This window comes from Coraliomargarita sinensis (genome assembly GCF_003185655.1).
GTDB lineage: Bacteria > Verrucomicrobiota > Verrucomicrobiia > Opitutales > Coraliomargaritaceae > Coraliomargarita_B > Coraliomargarita_B sinensis.
The window spans coordinates 195,539-216,818 of sequence record NZ_QHJQ01000001.1; the positions used below are offsets into that span (position 1 = coordinate 195,539).

The following is a 21,280-nucleotide window of genomic DNA, read 5'->3' on the forward strand; positions in this document are numbered from 1 at the left end:
TCCGAAGGGTCGTCCATCGATTGGGAATCCCCTGGGCTGAAGAGCTGCTGCTCTTCGGGTTGAAGCAGGCTTGGGCCTGTGTCTTCGGTGCGGCACTTCTGGTCGGTATCATCGGCACAAAGTTTTGGTACCCGGACATCGGCCTACACCGCTATGATTTTCTCTTTTGTTATGCGGTATCGATTCAGCTGCTGCTGCTCATCTTTCGTTTGGAGAGTTTGAGAGAGGTCGGCGTGATCTTTTTATTTCATCTCATGGCTACGGCCATGGAGCTTTTTAAAACGCACGATGCCATCGGCAGTTGGTCCTACCCCGGCGAAGCTTTTGTCCGAATCGGCAATGTACCCCTTTTTGCCGGGTTTATGTATTCGGCAGTGGGCAGCTATCTGGCGCGGGTTTGGCGGGGTTTCGAGTTCAAATTTGAGAATTTCCCGTCCTTGTGGGTGGCCGGCCTGCTGGCCGGTCTTTCTTATATTAATTTCTTTACCCACCACTTTGTCCCCGATATCCGCTGGTTCCTGATTGCGGGGATTCTTTTGGCTTTCGCACGGACGCAGGTGCTTTTCCGGCCGGATAAGATGCACCGGCGCATGCCCCTGCTGTTTGGTTTCGCTCTGGTTTCGCTTTTTATCTGGATTGCGGAAAATCTGGGGACATACGCGAAAGCCTGGATCTATCCGCATCAAGCGAATGGTTGGCAGTGGATCGGAGTCGAAAAATGGACCGCATGGTTTTTGCTCATGCAGCTCAGCTTCGTGCTCATCTATGCCTTGCGCTGTTTTGAAGCCTGGCTGGAGAAAGAGGGCAAGTTGACTGCGGTTCAAACATCCGGCCCGAAGGATTAAAAAAAGGGCGACCCGGATTGAGTCGCCCTTTGGATAAAGAAAGCAGCTTGCCTTACTGGCCGCAACCTTTGGCGGCGTACATGCCGGTCAGCACCGAGCGACGGTTGAAGGCGGCTTCAGCGCGCTCTTCGGCTTTTTGCTTGTTCATATGGTTCAGGGAACCGGCCACGTTGATCGCACTGCCAACATAAGGGAGCGAAGAGCCGGCAGCACCGGCAGCACCGGAGTAAAGCGCCGCGTTGATGGCGACATCCTGTGTCAGGCCGATCACCTGAGCATTTCGCATTTCACCTTCAGCGATGCCGAGGATTTCATTCATCTCGTTGATTTCGGCGACGATCTGTTCGCAGGTCATTTGACCGTCTCCGATCTTGTTGACTTGGATCGGAGCCCCCGCGGAACCCCCGGTGGTGTTACAGCCGGTAAAGGCAATGAGTGAAACGAGGAGAACCGCAAGAGCGGGGAGTCGTGTTTGGTTTTGCATTGGTTGTATCGTAGTAGGTTGTAAAAAATTTGTTTTAGGATTTTTCCTTCTGATGAAAAGCAGAAAAAAGCCCCCCGTTTCCGGGAGGCTTTTGAAAGGTAATCGTTCTTACTATCTTACTATCCCAAACACCTCGACTTCGATGTAATGGTTCATGTCGCCTGAAGTATTCCCATTGCTGTAGAGGCGAACATAACGTGCTTCAGTGTTTTTTGCGTCGATTAGTTTGCCGAACCGGGTTTCCACATAAGGCCTATCGGAACCTTTACCCGTCCGGGCGGAATTGTCATAATCGTTGTTAAAGATGGTGGTCACTCCTTCCTTGAATTCAGGATCGTTGGACAGCTGCACAATGACATCGTGGTAGGCACGCGCTTCCAAATGGTAGTGCCAGATCCAGACGGCGCCGATACGTGCCGCTTTATCCAGATCGATCTGCACCCATTGAAGGCCATCCAATAACTCGACGAAATAACCTTCACCTGCCTCTTTATCTCCGTCTGTAATGTAGGAGAGTTCGCCGATGATCGGGAAGTCGTCCGATCCGGTCACGTTCTTCCCAGCTGACAAGAGCGCGGTTTCTTTTGGAACGATGAGAACAGGCGCGTCGGTGGCCACTTTTTCCAGATTGTGCATCTTGATCGGTTGGGGCGTGCCTTCTCTATGTTCTCTCGGAATTTCTGTGGTCAGGGCAATTTCTTGCTCTGATCGATCAGAAGCTGCGCTTTGGGGGGAAGGCTCAACAGCAGAATCATCTTTTTGACCACAAGCGGCAAAGAGATGTGTGCTCATGGCGAGTATAATAAGTCGGAGTGGATTCATGGTCGATTCAGGTGCGTAGGTGTTCATCGGTGAAGGTGATTGTCTCGTTCGTTTCCGCGGCTTGATTGACCCAGTAAATCGGGGCCTCGGACTCCAGGGCATGGCATGCGTCGCAGTTCAGTTTCGCTTGGCCCCGGATCGCCTGGAAGAAGTTTTGGATATGGTGATGGTACGGGGAATTCAGCCCGATCCCGCCGGGAATGGCGTATTCGTCGGGTGGAGCAGACTCGTAGGAAGCTATCGCATCCGGACTGCCCGAAGGTCGACCTGCGGATACTTTTTTCAAAAAGCCCTTGTCCACCAGTCGCCTCCACTCTGCCGAAGGCACCCAGGATTCTTTGTAGATCTTCGTATAAGCCTCACGCTCGGAGATGTTAATCGTTCCTTGAGTGCCCATAAACGACTCGTAGTACCCCCCACCGGCACTCGTCGTGGTTAGCACCTGGTAGAAGGCTCGGGCGTTGCCTTGCGGGGTGTCGTAGTCGAACAGACACATCACGTTATCAAAATGCTCGCGATCATCGAAGTAGCTGCGGCCTCCCGATGCCTGGACCGACTTGGGTCTGGCATCCAGAAACCAGTTGAAGATGTCGATCTGGTGTGCCCCGAGGTCGGAAATGGGTCCTCCGGAAAGAGCCTTGTAGAAACGCCAATTCAAGAAGCGTTTACGGAGCTCAGTCTCATCCAGTAGGCGACTGATGTTCCGGTTGAAGCCGTATTGGCGCAGGGTGGCCGCATCGGGTAAGTGGTGGATGTTCTTCTCAGGATAGGTCTTCTCGCTGGACGATCCCAGAGAACGATTCCACTGCCCGTTGACATTCACGATCTGCCCGCAAATCTGTTGCTTCCGGATGAGTTCGTTAAGCACGTAAAGATAGCGGGGATTGCTCCTCCGTTGGTGACCAATCTGGCAGAGTTGACCGGTCCGATCCATTGCGGCTACCATGCTGCGGGCACCCTCAAGGGTATCGGACATCATCTTTTCACAATAGACATGGCAGCCGGCCTCCAGCGCCATGACAGTGTGAGGCGCATGCCAGAAGTCGGGTGTGGCAACAAAGACAGCGTCCATATGCTTGCCCTCCTTTTCCAGCATGGTCTCGGCGTCCGAGTAGTGATTAATACGATAACCGAAGGCACTGCGGATACGGCCAACCATCTTTTTCAACCGTCCCTCCATCATGATATCACAGGCGGCGACAAAACGGATGCCCGGTATGTTTTTCATGGTATCGTAGAGGACCTCTTGCTGCGCGCCACAGCCGATTAAACCAATGCGTATCTCGTCGGACGCTGTTTTGAGGGGATTGGATTTGAGGATGGTCGGCATACCCAGTGTGAGCCCGGCCGTGGCAGAGCTCTTCAGGAAGCTCCTGCGATTGATGTGGATGGGGTCGTTCATTTTACGAGTCCTTGGTTGGGCGTTATTTATTGCGGAGCCAGTTCAGTCCGGCTCGATCTGCCAGAAGATTCCCGAGCTCCAGTCGATTGTAGCTGGCAAGAAGAAGAGCGAGCGCGATGAGGACCATATGCGTACCGAGCCAGGCGATGCCCGAGGCTTGGTTGAGTAGGATGAGGCCATAGGTCAGACTCGTGTAGATCAGTCCCATGGCTAACAGCGAAATACGGGTAGCCAGCCCCAGCAGCACGCAAAGCCCCACCGCGATGAGTAATGGCCCGAGCCATTGGCTGTATATTCCAAGCAGAAACTCACTAATGAAAGGTTCGTTTTGGAACTTGTCGGCCAGAGACGAGGGGAGGCCGCTGTAGTTCAGCAAGGCATATTCCTTCAATTCAATTACTGTTTCTGTTCCGTTGGGATCAGGGACGCCATTGACCTGGGTCGGTTCTGAGATGTAAACGGTGCCGGCATATTTTTCGATACCGGCTTGCAGGCAACGCAGACCCAGCCAGATGCGCAGCATGAGAATGGCACAAGTGGCGGCCAGGGGATCGGTTTTCAGTGGAACGGGGACTGTGTGTGTCGTGGATTGGTTCATATTAATGGGGTTTGTATTGGATGTTTTTTAGACCGATATAAAGATCTCCAATCCACCCCTATCCATCAACCAAAATAGCGCCTTATGTAGATCATCAAATAAACGATAGACAATACACAAGATAATGATGCAGAGAGTATTATAGAAATAAAAATATAAGGATATAGGACGAAATGACCTATTACTTATCTTTGTTTAACAGAGCGATAGGGACGTTTATCCCTACGCTTTATCTGCGGGTGTATCGGACGAATGTCCCTACGTTCCGAGCTCGTACCTTTTTCCACGCGACACGTTGGATCAATAACTAGCCAGGAATGCGTGATTACTGAACATTGAAGGTAGCCGGAGGCCTTTGCGTTTGGCCCCAACACGTTATGGAATCCTCTAGATCAGACCTTTGCGAATGGCTGTCGCGACGGCTGCGGCTACGTTACTGACCTGAAGTTTCTTATACAGATTTTCGGAGTAGCGGTTTACTGTGTGGAAGCTCAGCTGTAGATTGTCAGCGATCTCTTTTTTGGCATAGCCCATGGCAAGTTGTTCCAGCACCTGTCGCTCCCGTTCGCTAAGCGGGTTATCGTCGGGGGCTTCACCGGATGTCAAAACATTCAGCACGAGCCGTGACAGTCTCGGATCAATCACGTTACCGCCCTGCTCCACTTCACGGATCGCGTTCCAAATTTCATTGATGGAAACTGTTTTCAGAAGGTAGCCGGACACGCCGAGTCGAATGGCTTCGAGAGTCTTGAGGTAGTTGTCATCCTGCGTGAGCACGATAATTTCGGCATGAGGCACCAGTTGTTTGATGACCGGGATAAAACTGATGCCATCACGTCCCGGTAGATGAAGGTCGAGAAGAATGACTCGTGGGCGCAGTGAACTGCAGTCTTCTTTGAGGGCTTCGACGGCATCTTCGCCACGTCCGAAGCTACCGGCCAGAACCATATCGGGCGCGGCTTCAATCGTATCCTGCAGCGACTGCCGGTAGGCGGTATTGTCTTCGATCGTAAGGACTCGGATAACCTGTTGCACAAGAAGGTAAACTGATGATCTCGGCTAAAGCTGCAAGCGAATGCGGGTGCCCTCGCCGGGAGCGGTTTTCAATTCAAGGTTCGATTTCAAGCGCCGGGCTCTCATTTCCAAATGCTTCAAGGGCAATCGATCATCGGGGATACCGAGACCATTATCCTCGACGATCACGCACAGTCGACCGGACTTGGATAAGAGCGACAGGCGCGCATGAGTAGCCTCGGAATATTTGCTGCAATTGTTGAGTGCTTCCTTGATAAAGAGCATGAGGTCCCACTGGCGGGACAAGTTCATTTGGTTGAAACGTTTGGTTTCTTGAAAATCGAATTCCAGATCGATTTCGCCCATGATCAGGAGCGCACTCTCCCGGAGCTGTTCGACCCAGCTGTGGCCGCTCTCCTCTTGTTCCAGGAACTGCACGATTTGCCGGGCGTCCTGAGCGCTTTGGCGAGCGGTTCGAATCGCACCCTTGTAGAGCCGGGCCTGCTTTTGGCTCATTTCCTCCTGGGAGTGTTGTAAAAGTTCCAGGGTATGGGCGACACTCATCATGTTGGCCCCGAGGTGATCGTGGATGTCGCAGGCGATCTTTTCTCGAATGTTCGTCCAGCGACGCTGCAGCATCAGATAGATCAGCCAAAACACGAGCAGGAGCAAAACGATCAAACCGATAGCGGCGATGGTTAGATAAATGGCCTGTGCTCTTTCCACTTCATGAGCGACGAGGAGGTCCTGTCGCAAACTGGATAGATTGCGCTCGACCTGTGCCCGCCGGCTGAAGTCCTCCACCCACCGTCGCAATGGAAGTATCTTACCCTCCGCCGTGACGCCGTCGGTCAGGGCTTCCATGGCATAACTGTCGGGGGGAAGGCCTTGAAGCTCGGGGATAATACCTTCTGAGATCAATCGACCTGCGGAGAACAGCTCGATCTCATCAATCGCCAGTTCGGTGATGCCGATCCGGTAGTCGGGCACGATATTATCCATGGCGATACGAAGGTAGCGTGCCCGGGTCGGCTGGACCCGCAGCATTAAGGGATTGGAACCGGTTCTCGGATAAATCTCTGCCTTATCCAGCAAAGTGATGGCCTCATCGAATCCGGGCTCCCTCGCAGCAGTGATCTCCAAGCCTCTGGGAAATCCGATCCCGCTGGAGGACGTATAGTTGAACTGAATGGTGTGGGCGAGCGGCCAGAGCCTGAGCTCGTCGATGGTATGTTCACGCCCGAGGTCGAACTCCATGACCGCCCGGTCAATGTTTCTGATGCGGAGTGGCACACGGTTGGGGTCCTGTGGATCGCGGTCGACATTTGAGTGCAGGGAGAATCCATCGGTAAGCGCGCGGGCGGTCCAAATGTAGGAATACGGCGCTCCGGAATTGGTGCCCACTGTCTGGTTGAGCGCGACGTTGTTCGGCCCGGCAAAGGCCATAAGCTCGGCCAATGCGGCTCGATATTTTCCGGTCAACCAGGTCCTGTTCCCGCGAAGCTCGTAGATTCTCAGCCTCAGCCCCGTGGCTGCTTTGACATCTTTGATCGAGAAAAGCTGAGGTTCGATTCCTTCGATCGGATAGTCTTCCTCGCTGTAGTCGACAACGATCTCGTATTCATGATCCGCAGTGATACGCTCAATCGTGAATCGCTTCGGGAAGCAAAAGGGGCGTAACTGCTCTCCGTCTTCCGTGTAAACCGCTGGCATCAGCGCGATGAGATCGACGGAAAAAGCGCTCCCGAAATGCATCTCGATACGAATATCCGTTTTCGGCTGTTCATAGGCCTGAGAGCGATAGCCGAGCGTCCACGGAGTCAGGTTCAGACTTTCCTTCGGAAGCCGGGCGAGTTCGGCCTCCAGGGATTGGATCTGCTCCTCAATCTTTTCCGAGTCCTGCGCCGTTTCTCCGTGTAAGCCGCTCGAAACGCTGCTTACCGCGAGGGCCAGGAAGCAGATTCCGGTGATGCAACTGACGATGCGGCTTCGTAAGAGGAGCATGTCCTTAGATTGCTTTCCGCTGACGAAACCGACAAGCGAACTTTTCGTTACGCTTGAAACGCAACAGGTGGAAGCTATCCACCCTAAACGGCTAAGGGGGTTCAGGCGATCCCGTATTGCTCCATCTCTTCTTCGCCCCAACCGAGGTAGTGTCCAAGTTCGTGCAGCAGTGTGACGCGCACCTCTTCCATGTAGCGATCGATTTGCCGGTCGGCAAACTCCCAGATATTTTCCAGATAGAGGTGGATTTGCGGAGGCGCGGGCAGCAGCGATTCACCGCGGGCGTGCCGGGGCTCGCCGGTGAAGAGGCCCAGCAGATCATCACCGAGATCATTCGCTGTTTCGGCCTCCGGCTTCGCCCGCAGATGCACCGGCACCTCACGCAGTGCCTGACGCACATCCGCGGGAAGAAGCCTCGCGAGACGAGCGATCTCGGTCTCCGTCATCGATTCGAGTCGCTCGTAATGAGTCATGATCACCTGTGAGACCTTACATCTCCAGCTGCGGCCGGTCGGGCTCGGGCCAGTCGATGTGGTAGAACTGGCCACGGGGCTGGTCGACGCGCTCGTAGGTGTGGGCACCGAAGTAGTCGCGCTGGGCCTGCAGGAGATTCTGCGGCAGGCGTGACGTGCGGTAACCGTCGTAGTAAGACAGCGCGGAACTGAAGGTCGGGATGGATACCCCGTGCTCGGCGGCGAGGGCCACGACTTTGCGCCAGCTCTTCTGGGCCTTATGAATGGCACCGCTGAAATAAGGATCGAGCAGCAGGTTGGCCAGATCCGGATCGCGGTCGAAGGCTTCGGTGATCTTCTGCAGGAACTTCGCACGAATGATGCAACCGCCGCGGAAGATCTGGGCGATCTCGCCGAAGTTGAGCTTCCATCCGTATTCCTCCTGCGCGTAGCGCATGAGCTGGAAGCCCTGGGCGTAGGAGCAAATTTTGGAGGCGTAGAGGGCCTCGCGGATGGCTTCGACCATCTCGGCTTTGTCGCCTTCGAAGGCCGGAGCTTCCGGACCCTTGAGGATCTTTTCGGCGGCGACGCGCTCTTCCTTAACCGCGGAGAGGCAGCGGGCAAAGACAGCTTCCGCCACTGTCGGTGCCGGTGTGCCCATATCGAGCGCGTTCACGGAGGTCCACTTGCCGGTGCCTTTCTGGCCGGCGGTGTCGAGCACGATGTCGACGAAGGGTTTTCCGGTCACCGGATCGGCCTGCTTCAGGATGTCGGCCGTGATCTCGATGAGGAAGGAGTCCAAATCGCCGGTGTTCCACTCGCTGAAGATATCACCCATTTCGGCGGGGCTCAGGCCCAGCACATTTTGCATCAGGTCGTAGGCTTCGCAGATCATCTGCATGTCGCCGTATTCGATGCCGTTGTGCACCATCTTGACGTAGTGGCCGGCACCGTCGGGACCGATATATGTGGTGCAGGGGACGCCACCTTCGACCGGCTTGCCCGGTGCGGCGCCTTCGAGAGGCTTGCCTGTCTCCGGATCGACCTTGGCCGCGATCGCCTTCCAGACGGGCTCGAGATACTTCCAAGCCTCCGGCGTGCCTCCGGGCATCAGGGAGGGGCCGAAGCGGGCACCTTCCTCACCGCCGGAAACACCGGAGCCGATAAAGCGCAGACCCTTTTCGGTCAGTTCCTTCTCGCGGCGGATGGTGTCGTCCCACTTGGCATTGCCCCCGTCGATAATGATGTCGCCCTCTTCCATCAGAGGGACAAGGCCTTCAATCACCTTGTCGGTGGCCCAGCCCGCTTGCACGAGAATGATCACCTTGCGCGGGCGCTTGAGCGACTGGACGAACTCTTCCAGAGTTTCGCAACCGACGAGGCCGCCGGGCGTATCCGGATTTTCCGCCACGAATTCTTCCATTTTGGAAGTGGTCCGGTTGTAAACCGAGATCTTGAAGCCGTGGTCGGCGATATTCAGAGCCAGGTTCTGGCCCATCACTGCGAGGCCGATAAGGCCGATTTCTGAGGATGCTTCGGACATAATAGTTAACAGATTAAACGGGCATCAAATAATCAGGTCACATAAGTGCAAGGTCGGACTCCACGGGAATCTCTATTTTCTGAAATGAAAATACAGGCCCGGAAGCGATCGCATGTAGAGTGGACATGCCTGTCCACTTGATTTCGGGAGAGAGATTAATATCCGTTCTGTCGGGACCGACGTGTAACTTAAGCTTATCTAACTTAGTCACAGCGCTTTAGCCCCGTGACAGCGCAAAGGCTACCGGTATCGTTCGCCCTGGCGGGCCGCCGGGTGAAGGCGTTTCGTTTAGACTACGCCCGCTCACAGTCCCGCCAGAGGGGAATGAACGCGAAGTGAATCGGGGTTTGCGGCGTTGACCACAAAGACCCCTTCGCGAAGCCCATGATTCAAAAAAGCCTCCCGTTTCGGGGAGGCTTTTGAATTTAGTAAACGTTGGTCGCTTCCTGGCTGATCACCGGATCGGTCAGGAAGTCGGCGCTGAACTCCATGACGGCACGACCGGCACCAATGGCGGCACCTTCGGCGGTGATGCTCAGATTGGTATCCTTGCCGGGCTCGAGTGTGGTACGCGGGAAGGTGACGGTCTGTCCGTTAATCTTGCCACGGGCATCGCCGGCCACAGCAGTGGGCTTGATCCCTTGGCTGAAGGTGACGGTCACGGTTCCGCTGACCGGCTCAAAGTCGCCCTGGTTCTTCACCTGCAGGGTGTAGGTGACAGCTTCATTTTCACGGACGGGGTCCTTGCTGTCGGTAATGGAGACCGTGACACCCGGCACAGCCAACCAATCGGTGGTGACGGAATCGCTGGCTTCGAGCCCGCTGGCGGTAAGAAGTTTAACCGTATTGGTGGACTTGCCCTTGCGGGTGGCCGCAACCTTGGTGGTGATGAGCTGACTCGAACCGGCGGGCAGTTTTGGAATCATCCAACCGATGGCATTTCCGGAAACACGTCCCCCGCCCTTTTCAGCAACGGTGGCTCCCTTGGGCAGAATATCGGTAATACGCACATTCTGAAGATCGGTGTCGCCGGTATTTTCGATCGTGATCTGGAAGGTTTCCGGTTTGAAGACGTAGGCTTCGGCCGGACCGGACTTACGCACGCGGATGCCGGACTGCACCACGGCGATCGGCGAGCTGGCCGCCGGGCTGGACCCGGCACTGCCGCCACCGTCCGGGCCACTGCCATCATAGCTGGCCACGGCACGGTTCTGGAAGCTCCCCTGTTTGACGGCCTTCGCGGTGTAGGTAACCGTTTCTGTCTGTCCGGGGGCGAGGTCGCCGATGGACTGGCGAAGATTGCTGGTCGGGGTAAACGCATCCGGAAGCGTATCGGTCACGACCACATTACTGGCCACGGCCGAGCCGCTATTGGTCACGGTGACGGTCCAGGTGGCTTCCTCACCCAGCTCGATAGAGGCCGGGCCTTTCTTGACGACTTCCAGTTTGGGCTGGCCGGAGAAGAAATTCAGGCAGAAGGCATTATCCACGGTCACGGTGGAGCAGATCGTGTGGTCGCCTTCCCGGGTCGGTTTTACGCTGACCCGGATATTCTGGCTGTCGCCCTTTTTCATGCTGGGGAAATTCCAGCTGGCGTTGCCGCCGGACAGCGAGGCCGGGGGATTGGCCGAACTGAATTGCACGCCGGCGGGGATCGCTTCGACCACCCGGACATTGTTTACATCGTCCAGAGCCTCAATGCGGATCTGGTAGATCAGGTCGCCGCCGACGGAAGCTTCCTGCAGAACCGTCTTGGTGACTTTAATCTGGTTGCTCTTGAAAATGACATCCGAGCTACCGGAGCGGTCCGCTTTCGTGGCTTGAACCGGTCGTGTGACTTCGTTGGCCGGGCGCCATTGCGTCGGTGTGGACTGTGGCTGGGCCGGCGTGGTGTAGCCGGTATCCGCTGAAGTGACCGCGGAGGGTGCGGTCTGGCAGCCGGAATAAAGAAGAGCAAAGAGGCTGAGGCCTGTGGCAACGAGGACGGTGAGAGGTTTCATGTTTTCTTTTCTAACGGCTGGCAGGCGCATGTAAAGAATTCGCTGTGTTACGGATATGTGCCCGTAGAAGCTGCGCTCTTGTCTCGGCGTAGTTTTCCGGAGACGGATGCGCATGCCAGTCAACGAACAAGAACCTACGGCGTTTCAGCTCCAGTCGTCGGGGTGATTCATCCTCCGACTGGATGGGCGAATGACATTTCGTAGGCGCTGGCGGAGCCGCAAGGAATAGGGCGAGCGCGTGGGCTATCGAAGCTAAAACCACGCACGGTCGGGCGATGAATCACCGCGACGACGAATAGGCGATTATCCGAATCAAGTCTGGCCTGCGCAAGCGCAGCCTCTACGGTAACTGTATGTTCGGCACGCTTGGCAGGCAATTGGTAGCGCCCTTTCTTGAGGTCTTTTTTCCACGAAGTTGTGTCGGCTGTGGCGATGCGGTGGAAGATTCCGCTCACGAACACCTCTGCCGAAACTGCTCCCGCGAGCTCTTTCTGGTGGCCCCGCCCAACTGCAGGGTCTGCGGCTATCCCTTTCACGGTATTCTGGCCGGACCGCAGGCCTGCCCGCATTGCGCCGAACTGGACCCTGTATTCGACGAGGGAAAAACCTTGTTTCTGGCCAAAGGGCCGGGCCGTGCGCTGGTGCACGAGTTGAAGTATCAGAGTGGATTCTACATTCTGCGTGATATCGAGCGCATGGCCCGAGACGCGCAGAACTATCTCGACTACCTGGCGGATGCGGTGCTGGTCCCGGTGCCGCTGCACCCGGATAAGCTGCGTGAGCGCGGTTACAACCAAAGTGAGCGAATCGCAGACGCCCTGAGCCGGGCGACGGGAGGGCACAGCCCTTGTGAGAGGCTGCTCCAACGCATAAAATATACCCTGACGCAGACCCGGCTCAACCGGGAGGACCGTCACCGGAACGTAAAAAATGCCTTTGCCTTGGTCGAGGATGCAGTTGTAATCCCCGACCAACAATACATCCTCGTCGACGACGTGTTCACCACGGGGTCGACGCTCAACGCCTGTGCCGAAGCTCTGCGCAAAGCAGGTGCCGAGCACATCAAAGTGGCCACCCTCGGTCACGGATAGGCGGCCCGCCGGGCCGCAGTTTGCAGTTAACAGTTCTCCAGTTATGTTTCACCTCTAACATCTTGACCTTCACAGCTCGAAGAGCGATGGACGTTCCCACCTTCAAACTTTTAACCTTTTACATCACGCCGTAGTCCCAGCGGGCGAAGGCGGACACTCTAACATGGCACTTTTTGGAAAACCTCAATATTCGACCGTCACGGTAAAAAAGAAAGACATCCCGAAGGATCTTTGGACGAAATGTCCGAAGACCGGGGAGATTATCTATAATCGCGTCCTGAAGGAAAACCTCATGGTCGTACCCAGCAGCGGCTACCACTTCCCGCTCGACGGGCGTACGCGCATTGCCTCGTTGCTGGATGAAGGCAGTTTCGAGGAGATGGATAAGGGTGTCAGCTCGCTGGACCCGCTGGAGTTCAACGCCACCGCATCCTATCCCGAAAAGCTCAAGGCCAGTCAGGCCAAGACCAAGGAGACCGACACGGTTATTTCGGGGATGGGCACCATGGGCGGCATGCCGGTCAGCATCGCGGTCATGGATTTTCGCTTCATGGCAGCCAGCCTCGGGTCCGCTGCCGGCGAGAAGCTGACGCGAGCGATCGAGCGCGGGCTGGAGAAGAAGTGTCCGGTGGTTATCGTGTGTGCGTCCGGGGGTGCCCGTATGCAGGAAGGAATTCTCAGCCTGATGCAGATGGCCAAAACCAGCCAGGCGCTGGCCCGTTTAAGTGAGGCGGGGCTCCCCTACATCGCGATTTTGACCAACCCGACCATGGCGGGGGTGATGGCCAGTTTCGCTTCCTTGGGTGATGTCATTATCGCGGAGCCGGAAGCCCTGATCGGTTTTGCCGGCCCACGAGTGATCAAGGAAACGACGCAACAGGATCTCCCCGCGGGTTTCCAGACTTCCGAGTTCCTCCTCGACCGCGGCTTGATCGACATGATTGTCTCGCGCGGCGAGATGCGTGACCGTTTGATCAGTCTGCTCAAGGCTTTTGGCAAAAATACCGCCAAGACGGCCTAAGGGCTCTCGCTTGCGAAGCCCGCGAAAGGGCATTGTTTTGGAAGACTCGGGGCATCGACCGCGTTCGCAGGGGCCGCAAGCAGCCCCCTACGGATGATCGGAATGTCAGGTTAAACCGTTCAAAGATTTTACTTCGATCCCTCTACAGTGCAGACTTACAATCAAACGACAGATTACCTCTACGCACTCAGAAACCGCGGTTCGAAATACGGGATCGAGCGTATGGTGCGACTGGTGGATGCGCTTGGGCATCCGGAACACCAGTTCCCAGTCATCCACGTCGCCGGGACCAACGGCAAAGGCTCCGTCTGCGCCATGCTGGAAGCATTGTATCGGTCGAATGGATACAAGACAGGACTCTTCACCTCCCCCCATTTGGTACATTTGGGAGAACGTGCCCAGGTCAACCGGATGATATTGGATGAGCCCGGGATCGTTCGCTACGTGGAAGAGCTGCGCCCGGTGGCGGCCAAGCTCGGCGAAGAAGATGACGAGCTGCATCCGACCTTTTTTGAATTCGTGGCCGCCATGGCCTTTCTTCGATTCGCCTCGGAGCAGGTCGGTATTGCCATGATAGAAACCGGTCTCGGCGGCCGCTTGGACGCCACCAATGTGGTCGATCCGGAGCTGAGCATTATCACCTCGATCAGCTTCGACCACATGGAGATGCTGGGGGATACTCTGACCAAGATCGCGACGGAGAAAGCCGGCATCATTAAGCCCGGCAAGCCGGTGCTCATCGGACGCCTGCCCGAGGAAGCCGAGCTCGCTATTCGCAGCGTAGCCGAGGAACGGGGTTGTCCGTTGTATTCGGTGCGCGACCGCTTTTGTGAAGACGAGTTACCGGAAACGAATCTCGCCGGACAATTCCAGCGCTGGAATGCCGGCTTGGCGGTGTACGCGACGGAGCTGCTCGCGGAGCGTTTCCCCGCAAGGTCGACGCGTGGCCTGCAGGAGGTCGACTGGGCCGGGCGTTGGCAAAAACTGGTTCTCGCGGACCAAACCTTGATTCTCGATGCCACGCATAATCCGGAAGGTGCTGCGGCCCTGGCAGAGAACTTAAAGGAATTGACCGCAGCCAACGGGCAGAAGCCGATCATCGTGGCCGGCACGCTGGGAGAAGAGCGCGGACGTAGCCTGATGAAGTCGGTCGCGCCCTATGCCCGCGAGCTTTATCTGGTGGTGCCCAAGCAGGACCGGGCGACGCCGACCGTATTCCTGGAAAACTGCCTGCCCAAGGTGCGGGATTACAAAGTGGTTCATAGCACACTCGACCAGCTATTTACGGCACCGTCCGTAGAGGCTCCGCTTGCGGATGCCGGTTTGATTGAACCGCAGCACTCCGCGCTTAGACCGGCATCCGCATCCGTCTCCGGAAAACTACGCCGTGACAAGAGCGGAGCCTCTACGATCGGCCAGCCCGGCGACACGATCGTGGTCACCGGTTCGATCTACCTGATCGGTGAAGTGCTGGAGCGGTTGGAGGGCAAGGCACAAAACGGCAGCGGCTTGCAAGATAAGGTTTGATCGAATAGCGCGGCATAACGCTTCGGCGTTGCCTTGCTTGCTGAGCTTGCTCTATTCGTTGGGAATACGATGCACGGCTCCGAATATACGCTCCTCTTAGATCTAGGTTTCATCGTAGTCGGGGCGGCGGCCTTTGCTTTTCTGGGTAAGCTGGTACGGATGCCCTCCATTGTGGCTTACATTCTGGCGGGTATTTTTCTGGGCCCGGTACTGGGACTGGTGGAAATCGACCACTCTCTGGAGCTGATTTCCGAGTTAGGCATCGCCCTGCTCCTCTTTTTGGTGGGGCTTGAGCTCAGCTTGCAAAAGATCAAGGACCTGGGCGGAGTTGGTCTGGCCCTTGGCGGGTTACAAGTCACCTTCACCGCTCTGGGTGGGTTTGCCGTCGCCACTCTCCTGGGCTTCGCTCCGGTGGAAGCGGTGTTTCTGGCGGCGACGGTGACCTTCAGCAGTACGGTGGTGGTGATCAAGCTGCTTGACCAGAAGGGAGCGATGAGTCGCCTCTATGCCAGGATCTCGGTCGCGCTCTTTCTGGCGCAGGACATCGTGGTGATTGTGGCGCTCACCATCCTCAGTGGGCTGGGTGGAGGCGGCGATCTGGAGCTCATGTCGGTTGCGAAAAACCTCGGGCTCGCTTTCGGCGGGATGTTGGTCCTCCTGTTGGTTTCCCTGCTGGCCGCACGTTATGCCCTGCCCAAGCCCTTTGCCTGGGCGGCGCGTTCCCCCGATACGGTTTTCATCTGGGCGCTTTGCTGGTGTTTCCTTGTGGTGTTGCTGGCGCATGTTTTCCACCTCTCGGTGGAGATCGGCGCTTTCCTTGCCGGGATTGCGATTGCCCAGCTGCCCATTCACGAAGATCTGCATCGCCGCCTGCACCCCTTGATGTCCCTCTTCATCGCGGTCTTTCTTGTCACCCTCGGTATCAAAATGGACCTGTCCGGCCTCGGGGCTATTCTGCCGTATGCGCTGGCGCTGAGTGCTTTTGTACTGCTCATCAAACCTGTGATTGTCTTTTTCATTCTGTCCCGAATGCGCTTCAGTGAGTACACCGCATTTCAGACTGCGGTGGCGACGGGCCAGGTCAGTGAATTTGCCTTTATCCTCCTGGCTTTGGGGGTGGCCAGTGGCCTGGTCGAAGGCACGGTGGCCTCGCTGGGCGGACTGACCGGCCTGATCACGATTGGTATTTCTTCCTACCTGATCATTTACAGCGAAGCGCTCTACGCGTTTTTCCGGCGCTTCAGGCTGTTGGCGCTTTTCCGGGCCAAACAGGAGCCGGACCATGAAGTGATTCGCAAGAACGAGGGGCATATCATTGTGGTGGGCATGAATGCGCTGGGGCGTGAGCTTGTGAAACAACTTTCCCTGCGGGCCGAACGGGTCATGGCGATCGACACCGACCCAAAGAAGCTCGAAGGTCTCGGCGCGGCCGACACGGTGATCGGTAGTGTGGAATACGAAACCGTGATCGAGGAAATCGGATTGCGCCGGGCCAAGCTCGTTATCTCCGCCCTGCAGATCGAGGATACCAATCACCTGCTGGCCTACCGTTGCCGGACCATGCGGGTGCCTTGCGCGATACACGCCTTTGATGTGTCGGTGGTGGAAGACCTGCTCGATTTGGACACAGCCTATCTGCTGATGCCGAATGTGGACGGCGTGGTCGAGCAACGAGAAATTATGGAGCGCGAAGGCATCGTGAGAGCGGGGAACAGTTAATTTTGAATGAGGGGGAGTTTTAGATACGGGTCATGACAAGCTTTGCCATACTCCTGCTGGCGGCAGCGATTGCCTTTGGGCTGTCCAAGTGGGCACGTCTGCCGGTGATTCCTCTGCTCATGCTTTCGGGTGTCGGCCTGCGTATGCTGGCGGATGCGGGTGGCGTGGAGGTGCCCCCGGACCTGCTCAGCGAAATGGTGGAGCTGGGTCTGGCCGTGTTGGTCTTCACGGCCGGGGCGGAGTTGAGCCCGCGCCGGATGCGTGGCCGTACTCGCCCCATCATGATCGTGGCCATTTCGCAGTTTGTCCTGCTGGGTTGTGCGGGCGTGTTGACGGCACTGGCGCTGGGCTACGATTTGACCGTGGCCTTCTATCTGGGCTGTGCCTTGTCGGCGAGTTCGACACTTGTGGTGGTACGACACCTACAGACGCGGCGGCAGATGTTTGAGCCTTACGGCCGTCTCGTGCTGGGCGTCCTACTGCTGCAGGACCTGTTTATCATTCTGATTATGGTGGCGCTGCTCAAGTCACCCGAGGGTCCGGTGGTCAGTGCGCTAAGCGTAATGAAAGCGGCGGGACTGGGTGTTCTTGCGCTCGGCCTGCACCGTTGGTGTGTGCCCTGGTTGACCAAGCGGGTGAAACTGGACGACGAAGAACTGATGCTGGGCTCGCTCAGTATGCTCTTTGCTTTTTCCGGCATGGCTTACCTGCTGGAGCTGCCCTTTCTGGTCGGGGCCCTCTTCGCGGGCTTTGCCCTCTCCGCTTTTCCCATGAACGGCTTGGTTCGGGGTATGCTGGGCTCGCTCTCCGGTTTTTTCCTCGCGCTTTTCTTTATCAGTGTCGGCGCTTTTCTGGTCATGCCGACCTGGACGATGGTCGGGCACTGCCTGATTTTTATTCTGGTACTGATCCTGGTCACGGTGGTGCTGGTATCCATTATCGCGGAGGCGGTCGGCTACTCCACCCGCGCCGCCATCGAAACCGGAGTCCTGCTCTCCCAGACCAGCGAGTTTTCCCTGCTGCTGGCCCTGATTGGGGTGGCTTCGGGGCAGATCGGCCCCGAGCTCTTCTCCATGATTGCGCTGATTACGGTCAGCACGATGACCCTGACGCCCTTCATCTCCCGCGACCAAGTTGCTTGGAGCCTCATGAAACTGCACCCTAGATACCGTAGAGGGGAGCAGGATTGTGAGGCGCTGAGTCAACACGCGGTCTTGCTCGGCTACGGACGTGCCGGGGCGCGCCTGGTCAAATACTTTCAGGCCAACAAAATTCCCATGATCGTGGTGGACGACGACGCGGCGGTCATCCGCAGGCTGATCGCCCGGGGCATTCCCTGTATTCAGGGGGATGGTTCGGATATCCGGACGCTCAAGCAGGCCCATTGCCGCGATGCCCGCGTGGTGGTGTGTTCCATGCGTCGTTTGCGGGACGCGGAAGAGGCGCTGCTCTATCTCAAAGGCACGCAAGCCAAGGTTCTGGTGCGGACCTTTGAGCCGGAAGAAGTCGCTTTCGTGGAAGAGGCCGGCGGTTATGCCGTGCAGACGGTGCGCGCGTCGACGAAGATCTTTCTCAATTGGTTCGAAGAGAATTTGCCGGCTGCGCCGGAAAGCGAGGCACCAAGTCAGGGGGTTTGAGTGACTGCAAAGACTGTCGACGAAATTTCCGCCGGAATCAGGCGAAGGTAGAGGCTGCGCTTGTACACGCCAGTCTGCGCATGGGAAAAGCCTGCAAAGAAATTTTTTGATGCCCCGTTCAGTCAATGCCGGGCACCAGACTGCCAGGAATAGAGAACCACTGAAGCGTATTCTGGCATCCGCACCCGGAGCCTTTACGAAATAAACGACAGGCAGGACGCCTGTTTTACGTGGGAACACTGCCTCAGGCGTGCTCGGCGACCATCTTGTAGAAGTCGATAAAGAGCGGGTCGGCGTCGTTGGGGCCGGGAGCGGCTTCCGGGTGATACTGCACGCAAAAGACCGGGCGGTCTTTCAGGCGCAGGCCTTCCACGGTATCGTCGTTTAGATTGACCTCGGTGACGACTGCGCCGACTTTTTCCAGTGCTTCCCGGGTCGAGGCAAAGCCGTGGTTCTGGGCGGTGATCGAGACTTTTCCGGTTTCGAGATTTTTCACCGGCTGGTTGCCGCCGCGGTGGCCGAACTTGAGCTTAAATGTTTCCGCACCCAAAGCATGGGTGATGATCTGGTGGCCCAGGCAAATGCCGAAAGTCGGATAGTGTTCGATCAGGTTCTTCACCGTCTTGTGGGCGTACTTGACGGCCGAGGGATCACCGGGGCCGTTGGAGAGAAAAACGCCTTCGGGATTAAACTCGCGGATCTCCTCGGCTGAGGTGGTTGCCGGGAAAACATGCACGTCGAAGCCGTGGTGCTGCAGCTTGCGGTAGATGGATTGCTTGGCCCCAAAGTCCATTGCGGCGATCTTGTAACGCTTCTCCGGATCGACCGGCCCTTTGAGCTCCGTGCCGACAACCGTGAAAGGCTTGGACTGGGTCTGTTCGGGATCCCAGTGGTAAGCTTCCTTCGCCGTGACTTCTTTGACAAAGTCCACGCCGAGTAGCCCGCCGAAGTTCTTGGCCCGCTCCACCGCTTCCGACTCTGAAATATTTTCGGTGCTGATACAGGCATTCATCGCACCGGTGACACGCAGTTTTTTGGTGATGGCACGTGTGTCCACGCCCTCGATGCCGGGGATTCCGGCATCCGCGAGATAGTCCTGCACCGACTGGCGGCTGCGCCAGTTGCTGGTGACGGGGCTGATTTCCCGCACGACAAACCCCTTTACCTTGGGACCGTCCGATTCGACGTCCTCCGGGTTGATCCCGTAGTTGCCAATCTGCACGGCCGTCATGGTGACGATCTGTGAGAAATACGACGGATCGGTCAGGATTTCCTGATAGCCCGTCAGGCTGGTGTTGAAACAGGCCTCGCCCACGTTTGTCGCCGCCGCACCAAAGGCGCGCCCGCGAAACACTGTTCCGTCTTCAAATGCAATGATTCCCGCCGTGCTATGTCCCATGATTAGCGGAGGAGAAAAGCGGGAAATTTACGACATGCAATGGGAAAAGCATTTCTAATCCCAGACATTCCCGCCGAGAACGTTGCGCAGGCTTTCACTGACCGCGGAACTGGCCTCCAGATCGATCCAGTAGATCATGTCGCGGCACATTTTCCGGTTGGTGACGATGCCAGCCTGTCGGAGAATACGGAGGTGGTGCGATGTCGTCGGTTGCGAGAGGCCGATTTGCTCGGCGATTTTCGAGACATTGCAGGCATTTTCACAGGTGGGCTCGGTCGGCAGAATACGGAGAATTTCCAGGCGCGTCGGATCCCCGATCGCCCAAAGCTGACGGGCGAGCGTATCCAGGTCCAAATTAGTTTCCGCAGGAGCCATTGACATATTTAAGTATATGAATAGTTCTATGCGTCAACCGCGGACGTACAGATTTTCAAAAGTACTCCATACTTTTGGGAGACGACACGATCCGCTCGGCGACTTTCTCACATTCTACCTTCTCTTTATATGTATCCGAACGACTCTCTTGAAAATTGGTACAAAGGCCAGGGACTCTGGTCCGATGTAGCGCCCGAAGACTGGAACAATTGGAAGTGGCAGCTGAAAAACCGGATTAAAAGCGTCGAGGAGATTGAAGCACACTTGGAGCTGACGCCGGACGAGCGGGCCGGTTGTCTTTTTGCCAACAAGAAGCTCGCGCTGGCGATCACGCCCTACTTTTTCAACCTGATTGATCGCGAGGACCCGGATTGCCCGATCCGCCGGCAGGTGATTCCCCGCAGCGGCGAGATGAAGACTTCGCCGGAGGAATTGCTCGACCCCGTGGGTGAAGAAAATACCAAGCCGGTCGACGGTATCGTCCACCGCTATCCGGACCGGGTGCTCTTTCTGGTCACCGACCGTTGTGCCGCCTACTGCCGCTATTGCACCCGCAGCCGCTTGGTCTCCAATGCGCAGGACTATAATTTTCATCCCGAGTTCGAGAGCGGGCTCGAATATATTCGTAACACCCCGCAGATCCGGGACGTGCTACTCAGTGGTGGGGATCCTCTACTGCTCTCCAACCGCAAACTGGATTACCTGCTCGGGGAGCTGCGCAAAATCCCGCACGTTGAATTTGTCCGGATCGGCTCGCGCATTCCGGTCTTCCTGCCACAGCGGATCGACGAGGATCTATGCGAAATTTTCAAGAAACACGGTCCCATCTGGATGAGCATTCATGTCAATCACCCGCGTGAGTGCACCCACGCGCTGCGCGAGGCCTGCGAACGACTTTCTTTTGCCGGGGTACCGATCGGCAACCAGTCGGTCCTGCTGAAGGGGATCAATGACGACAGCGACACCATGAAGTCGCTCATCCACCGCCTCCTCATGATGCGGGTGCGGCCTTACTATCTCTACCAGTGCGATCTCATCACCGGGAGCGCTCATCTCCGCGCGGATCCGCGCAAGGGTATCGAAATTATCAAGTCCCTGCGCGGCCACACGACGGGGTATTCCATCCCGCAGTTTGTCATCGATGCGCCCGGAGGCGGGGGCAAGGTCCCGATCAACCCGGAATACGTCAAGAAGGTGACGGACGAGGCGATTATCATGCGTAACTTCAGTGGTGAGGAATACAGCTACCCGCTGGTGGCGACCGCCTCCGACACGCCAGATCCGAAGGCGCCCAGACTGGAGCCGATTCTATCTTAGTGATTGCGCGGGTTTGACATTATGATGGGA

Annotated in this window: 18 protein-coding genes; 7 read left to right on the plus strand and 11 right to left on the minus strand. The window is 56.7% G+C overall.

All coding sequences use genetic code 11. The features are described from left to right. Positions 1–20: 20 nt before the first annotated feature. Positions 21–845, plus strand: coding sequence for a DUF817 domain-containing protein (locus DDZ13_RS00930; RefSeq protein WP_110129543.1), 825 nt, complete (start codon positions 21–23; stop codon positions 843–845). A 52-nt stretch (positions 846–897) separates the two neighbouring features. Here the strand turns inward: DDZ13_RS00930 and DDZ13_RS00935 are convergent, their stop codons facing one another. From DDZ13_RS00935 to DDZ13_RS00975, 9 genes are all read right to left on the minus strand, one after another. Further along, on the minus strand, positions 898–1,329 hold the full coding sequence (locus DDZ13_RS00935) for a hypothetical protein (RefSeq protein WP_110129544.1): 432 nt from the start codon (positions 1,327–1,329) through the stop codon (positions 898–900). A gap of 111 nt (positions 1,330–1,440) precedes the next feature. Continuing rightward, entirely contained in the window at positions 1,441–2,121 is a 681-nt protein-coding gene (locus tag DDZ13_RS00940; RefSeq protein ID WP_199221021.1) for a hypothetical protein, read from the minus strand. 37 nt (positions 2,122–2,158) lie between these two features. Continuing rightward, complete coding sequence (locus tag DDZ13_RS00945) at positions 2,159–3,553, minus strand: Gfo/Idh/MocA family protein (protein ID WP_110129545.1); 1,395 nt, start codon at positions 3,551–3,553, stop codon at positions 2,159–2,161. A 22-nt stretch (positions 3,554–3,575) separates the two neighbouring features. Further along, the gene (locus DDZ13_RS00950) at positions 3,576–4,151 is read right to left on the minus strand and encodes a hypothetical protein (RefSeq protein ID WP_110129546.1); all 576 of its coding nucleotides are present in this window, start codon (positions 4,149–4,151) and stop codon (positions 3,576–3,578) included. A 387-nt stretch (positions 4,152–4,538) separates the two neighbouring features. Beyond that, positions 4,539–5,186: a response regulator gene (locus tag DDZ13_RS00955; RefSeq protein WP_110129547.1), complete on the minus strand. Its 648-nt coding sequence runs from the start codon at positions 5,184–5,186 to the stop codon at positions 4,539–4,541. 24 nt (positions 5,187–5,210) lie between these two features. Further along, a complete protein-coding gene (locus DDZ13_RS00960; protein ID WP_110129548.1) occupies positions 5,211–7,169 on the minus strand; it encodes a sensor histidine kinase in 1,959 nt (652 codons plus the stop codon). Positions 7,170–7,270: 101 nt separating this feature from the next. Continuing rightward, positions 7,271–7,642 (minus strand): metallopeptidase family protein, encoded by a 372-nt coding sequence (locus tag DDZ13_RS00965; RefSeq protein WP_110129549.1) that lies wholly within the window; start codon positions 7,640–7,642, stop codon positions 7,271–7,273. A 16-nt stretch (positions 7,643–7,658) separates the two neighbouring features. Further along, positions 7,659–9,164, minus strand: coding sequence for an NADP-dependent phosphogluconate dehydrogenase (gene gndA, locus DDZ13_RS00970; RefSeq protein ID WP_110129550.1), 1,506 nt, complete (start codon positions 9,162–9,164; stop codon positions 7,659–7,661). 425 nt (positions 9,165–9,589) lie between these two features. Then, the gene (locus DDZ13_RS00975) at positions 9,590–11,164 is read right to left on the minus strand and encodes a CARDB domain-containing protein (RefSeq protein WP_158279721.1); all 1,575 of its coding nucleotides are present in this window, start codon (positions 11,162–11,164) and stop codon (positions 9,590–9,592) included. Positions 11,165–11,517: 353 nt separating this feature from the next. Between DDZ13_RS00975 and DDZ13_RS00980 the strand changes: the two genes are divergently transcribed. The 5 genes from DDZ13_RS00980 (at position 11,518) to DDZ13_RS01000 (ending at position 18,159) form a co-directional block, all read left to right on the plus strand. Continuing rightward, entirely contained in the window at positions 11,518–12,255 is a 738-nt protein-coding gene (locus DDZ13_RS00980; protein ID WP_110129552.1) for a ComFC family protein, read from the plus strand. Between the two features lie 163 nt (positions 12,256–12,418). Further along, complete coding sequence (accD, locus tag DDZ13_RS00985) at positions 12,419–13,276, plus strand: acetyl-CoA carboxylase, carboxyltransferase subunit beta (protein WP_110129553.1); 858 nt, start codon at positions 12,419–12,421, stop codon at positions 13,274–13,276. Positions 13,277–13,423: 147 nt separating this feature from the next. Further along, positions 13,424–14,803 (plus strand): bifunctional folylpolyglutamate synthase/dihydrofolate synthase, encoded by a 1,380-nt coding sequence (locus tag DDZ13_RS00990; protein WP_110129554.1) that lies wholly within the window; start codon positions 13,424–13,426, stop codon positions 14,801–14,803. Positions 14,804–14,872: 69 nt separating this feature from the next. Continuing rightward, on the plus strand, positions 14,873–16,522 hold the full coding sequence (locus DDZ13_RS00995; RefSeq protein ID WP_110129555.1) for a cation:proton antiporter: 1,650 nt from the start codon (positions 14,873–14,875) through the stop codon (positions 16,520–16,522). A 32-nt stretch (positions 16,523–16,554) separates the two neighbouring features. Continuing rightward, positions 16,555–18,159, plus strand: a complete 1,605-nt coding sequence (locus DDZ13_RS01000; protein ID WP_110129556.1) for a cation:proton antiporter — start codon at positions 16,555–16,557, stop codon at positions 18,157–18,159. Positions 18,160–18,403: 244 nt separating this feature from the next. Here the strand turns inward: DDZ13_RS01000 and carA are convergent, their stop codons facing one another. Then, positions 18,404–19,558, minus strand: coding sequence for a glutamine-hydrolyzing carbamoyl-phosphate synthase small subunit (gene carA / locus DDZ13_RS01005; RefSeq protein WP_110129557.1), 1,155 nt, complete (start codon positions 19,556–19,558; stop codon positions 18,404–18,406). 54 nt (positions 19,559–19,612) lie between these two features. Then, complete coding sequence (locus tag DDZ13_RS01010; protein ID WP_158279722.1) at positions 19,613–19,933, minus strand: ArsR/SmtB family transcription factor; 321 nt, start codon at positions 19,931–19,933, stop codon at positions 19,613–19,615. 129 nt (positions 19,934–20,062) lie between these two features. On the opposite strand from DDZ13_RS01010, the gene DDZ13_RS01015 reads away from it, so the two are divergent. Continuing rightward, the gene (locus DDZ13_RS01015) at positions 20,063–21,250 is read left to right on the plus strand and encodes a KamA family radical SAM protein (protein WP_110129559.1); all 1,188 of its coding nucleotides are present in this window, start codon (positions 20,063–20,065) and stop codon (positions 21,248–21,250) included. The last annotated feature ends 30 nt before the right edge of the window (positions 21,251–21,280 follow it).

Coding starts and splice junctions, on each gene's coding strand:
- DDZ13_RS00935 (WP_110129544.1), bottom strand. CDS start 1,329: ATGCAAAACCAAACACGACTCCCCGCTCTTGCGGTTCTCCTCGTTTCA.
- DDZ13_RS00940 (WP_199221021.1), bottom strand. CDS start 2,121: ATGAGCACACATCTCTTTGCCGCTTGTGGTCAAAAAGATGATTCTGCT.
- DDZ13_RS00945 (WP_110129545.1), bottom strand. CDS start 3,553: ATGAACGACCCCATCCACATCAATCGCAGGAGCTTCCTGAAGAGCTCT.
- DDZ13_RS00950 (WP_110129546.1), bottom strand. CDS start 4,151: ATGAACCAATCCACGACACACACAGTCCCCGTTCCACTGAAAACCGAT.
- DDZ13_RS00960 (WP_110129548.1), bottom strand. CDS start 7,169: ATGCTCCTCTTACGAAGCCGCATCGTCAGTTGCATCACCGGAATCTGC.
- DDZ13_RS00965 (WP_110129549.1), bottom strand. CDS start 7,642: ATGACTCATTACGAGCGACTCGAATCGATGACGGAGACCGAGATCGCT.
- gndA (WP_110129550.1), bottom strand. CDS start 9,164: ATGTCCGAAGCATCCTCAGAAATCGGCCTTATCGGCCTCGCAGTGATG.
- DDZ13_RS00975 (WP_158279721.1), bottom strand. CDS start 11,164: ATGAAACCTCTCACCGTCCTCGTTGCCACAGGCCTCAGCCTCTTTGCT.
- DDZ13_RS00980 (WP_110129552.1), top strand. CDS start 11,518: ATGTTCGGCACGCTTGGCAGGCAATTGGTAGCGCCCTTTCTTGAGGTC.
- accD (WP_110129553.1), top strand. CDS start 12,419: ATGGCACTTTTTGGAAAACCTCAATATTCGACCGTCACGGTAAAAAAG.
- DDZ13_RS00995 (WP_110129555.1), top strand. CDS start 14,873: ATGCACGGCTCCGAATATACGCTCCTCTTAGATCTAGGTTTCATCGTA.
- DDZ13_RS01000 (WP_110129556.1), top strand. CDS start 16,555: ATGACAAGCTTTGCCATACTCCTGCTGGCGGCAGCGATTGCCTTTGGG.
- carA (WP_110129557.1), bottom strand. CDS start 19,558: ATGGGACATAGCACGGCGGGAATCATTGCATTTGAAGACGGAACAGTG.
- DDZ13_RS01010 (WP_158279722.1), bottom strand. CDS start 19,933: ATGGCTCCTGCGGAAACTAATTTGGACCTGGATACGCTCGCCCGTCAG.
- DDZ13_RS01015 (WP_110129559.1), top strand. CDS start 20,063: ATGTATCCGAACGACTCTCTTGAAAATTGGTACAAAGGCCAGGGACTC.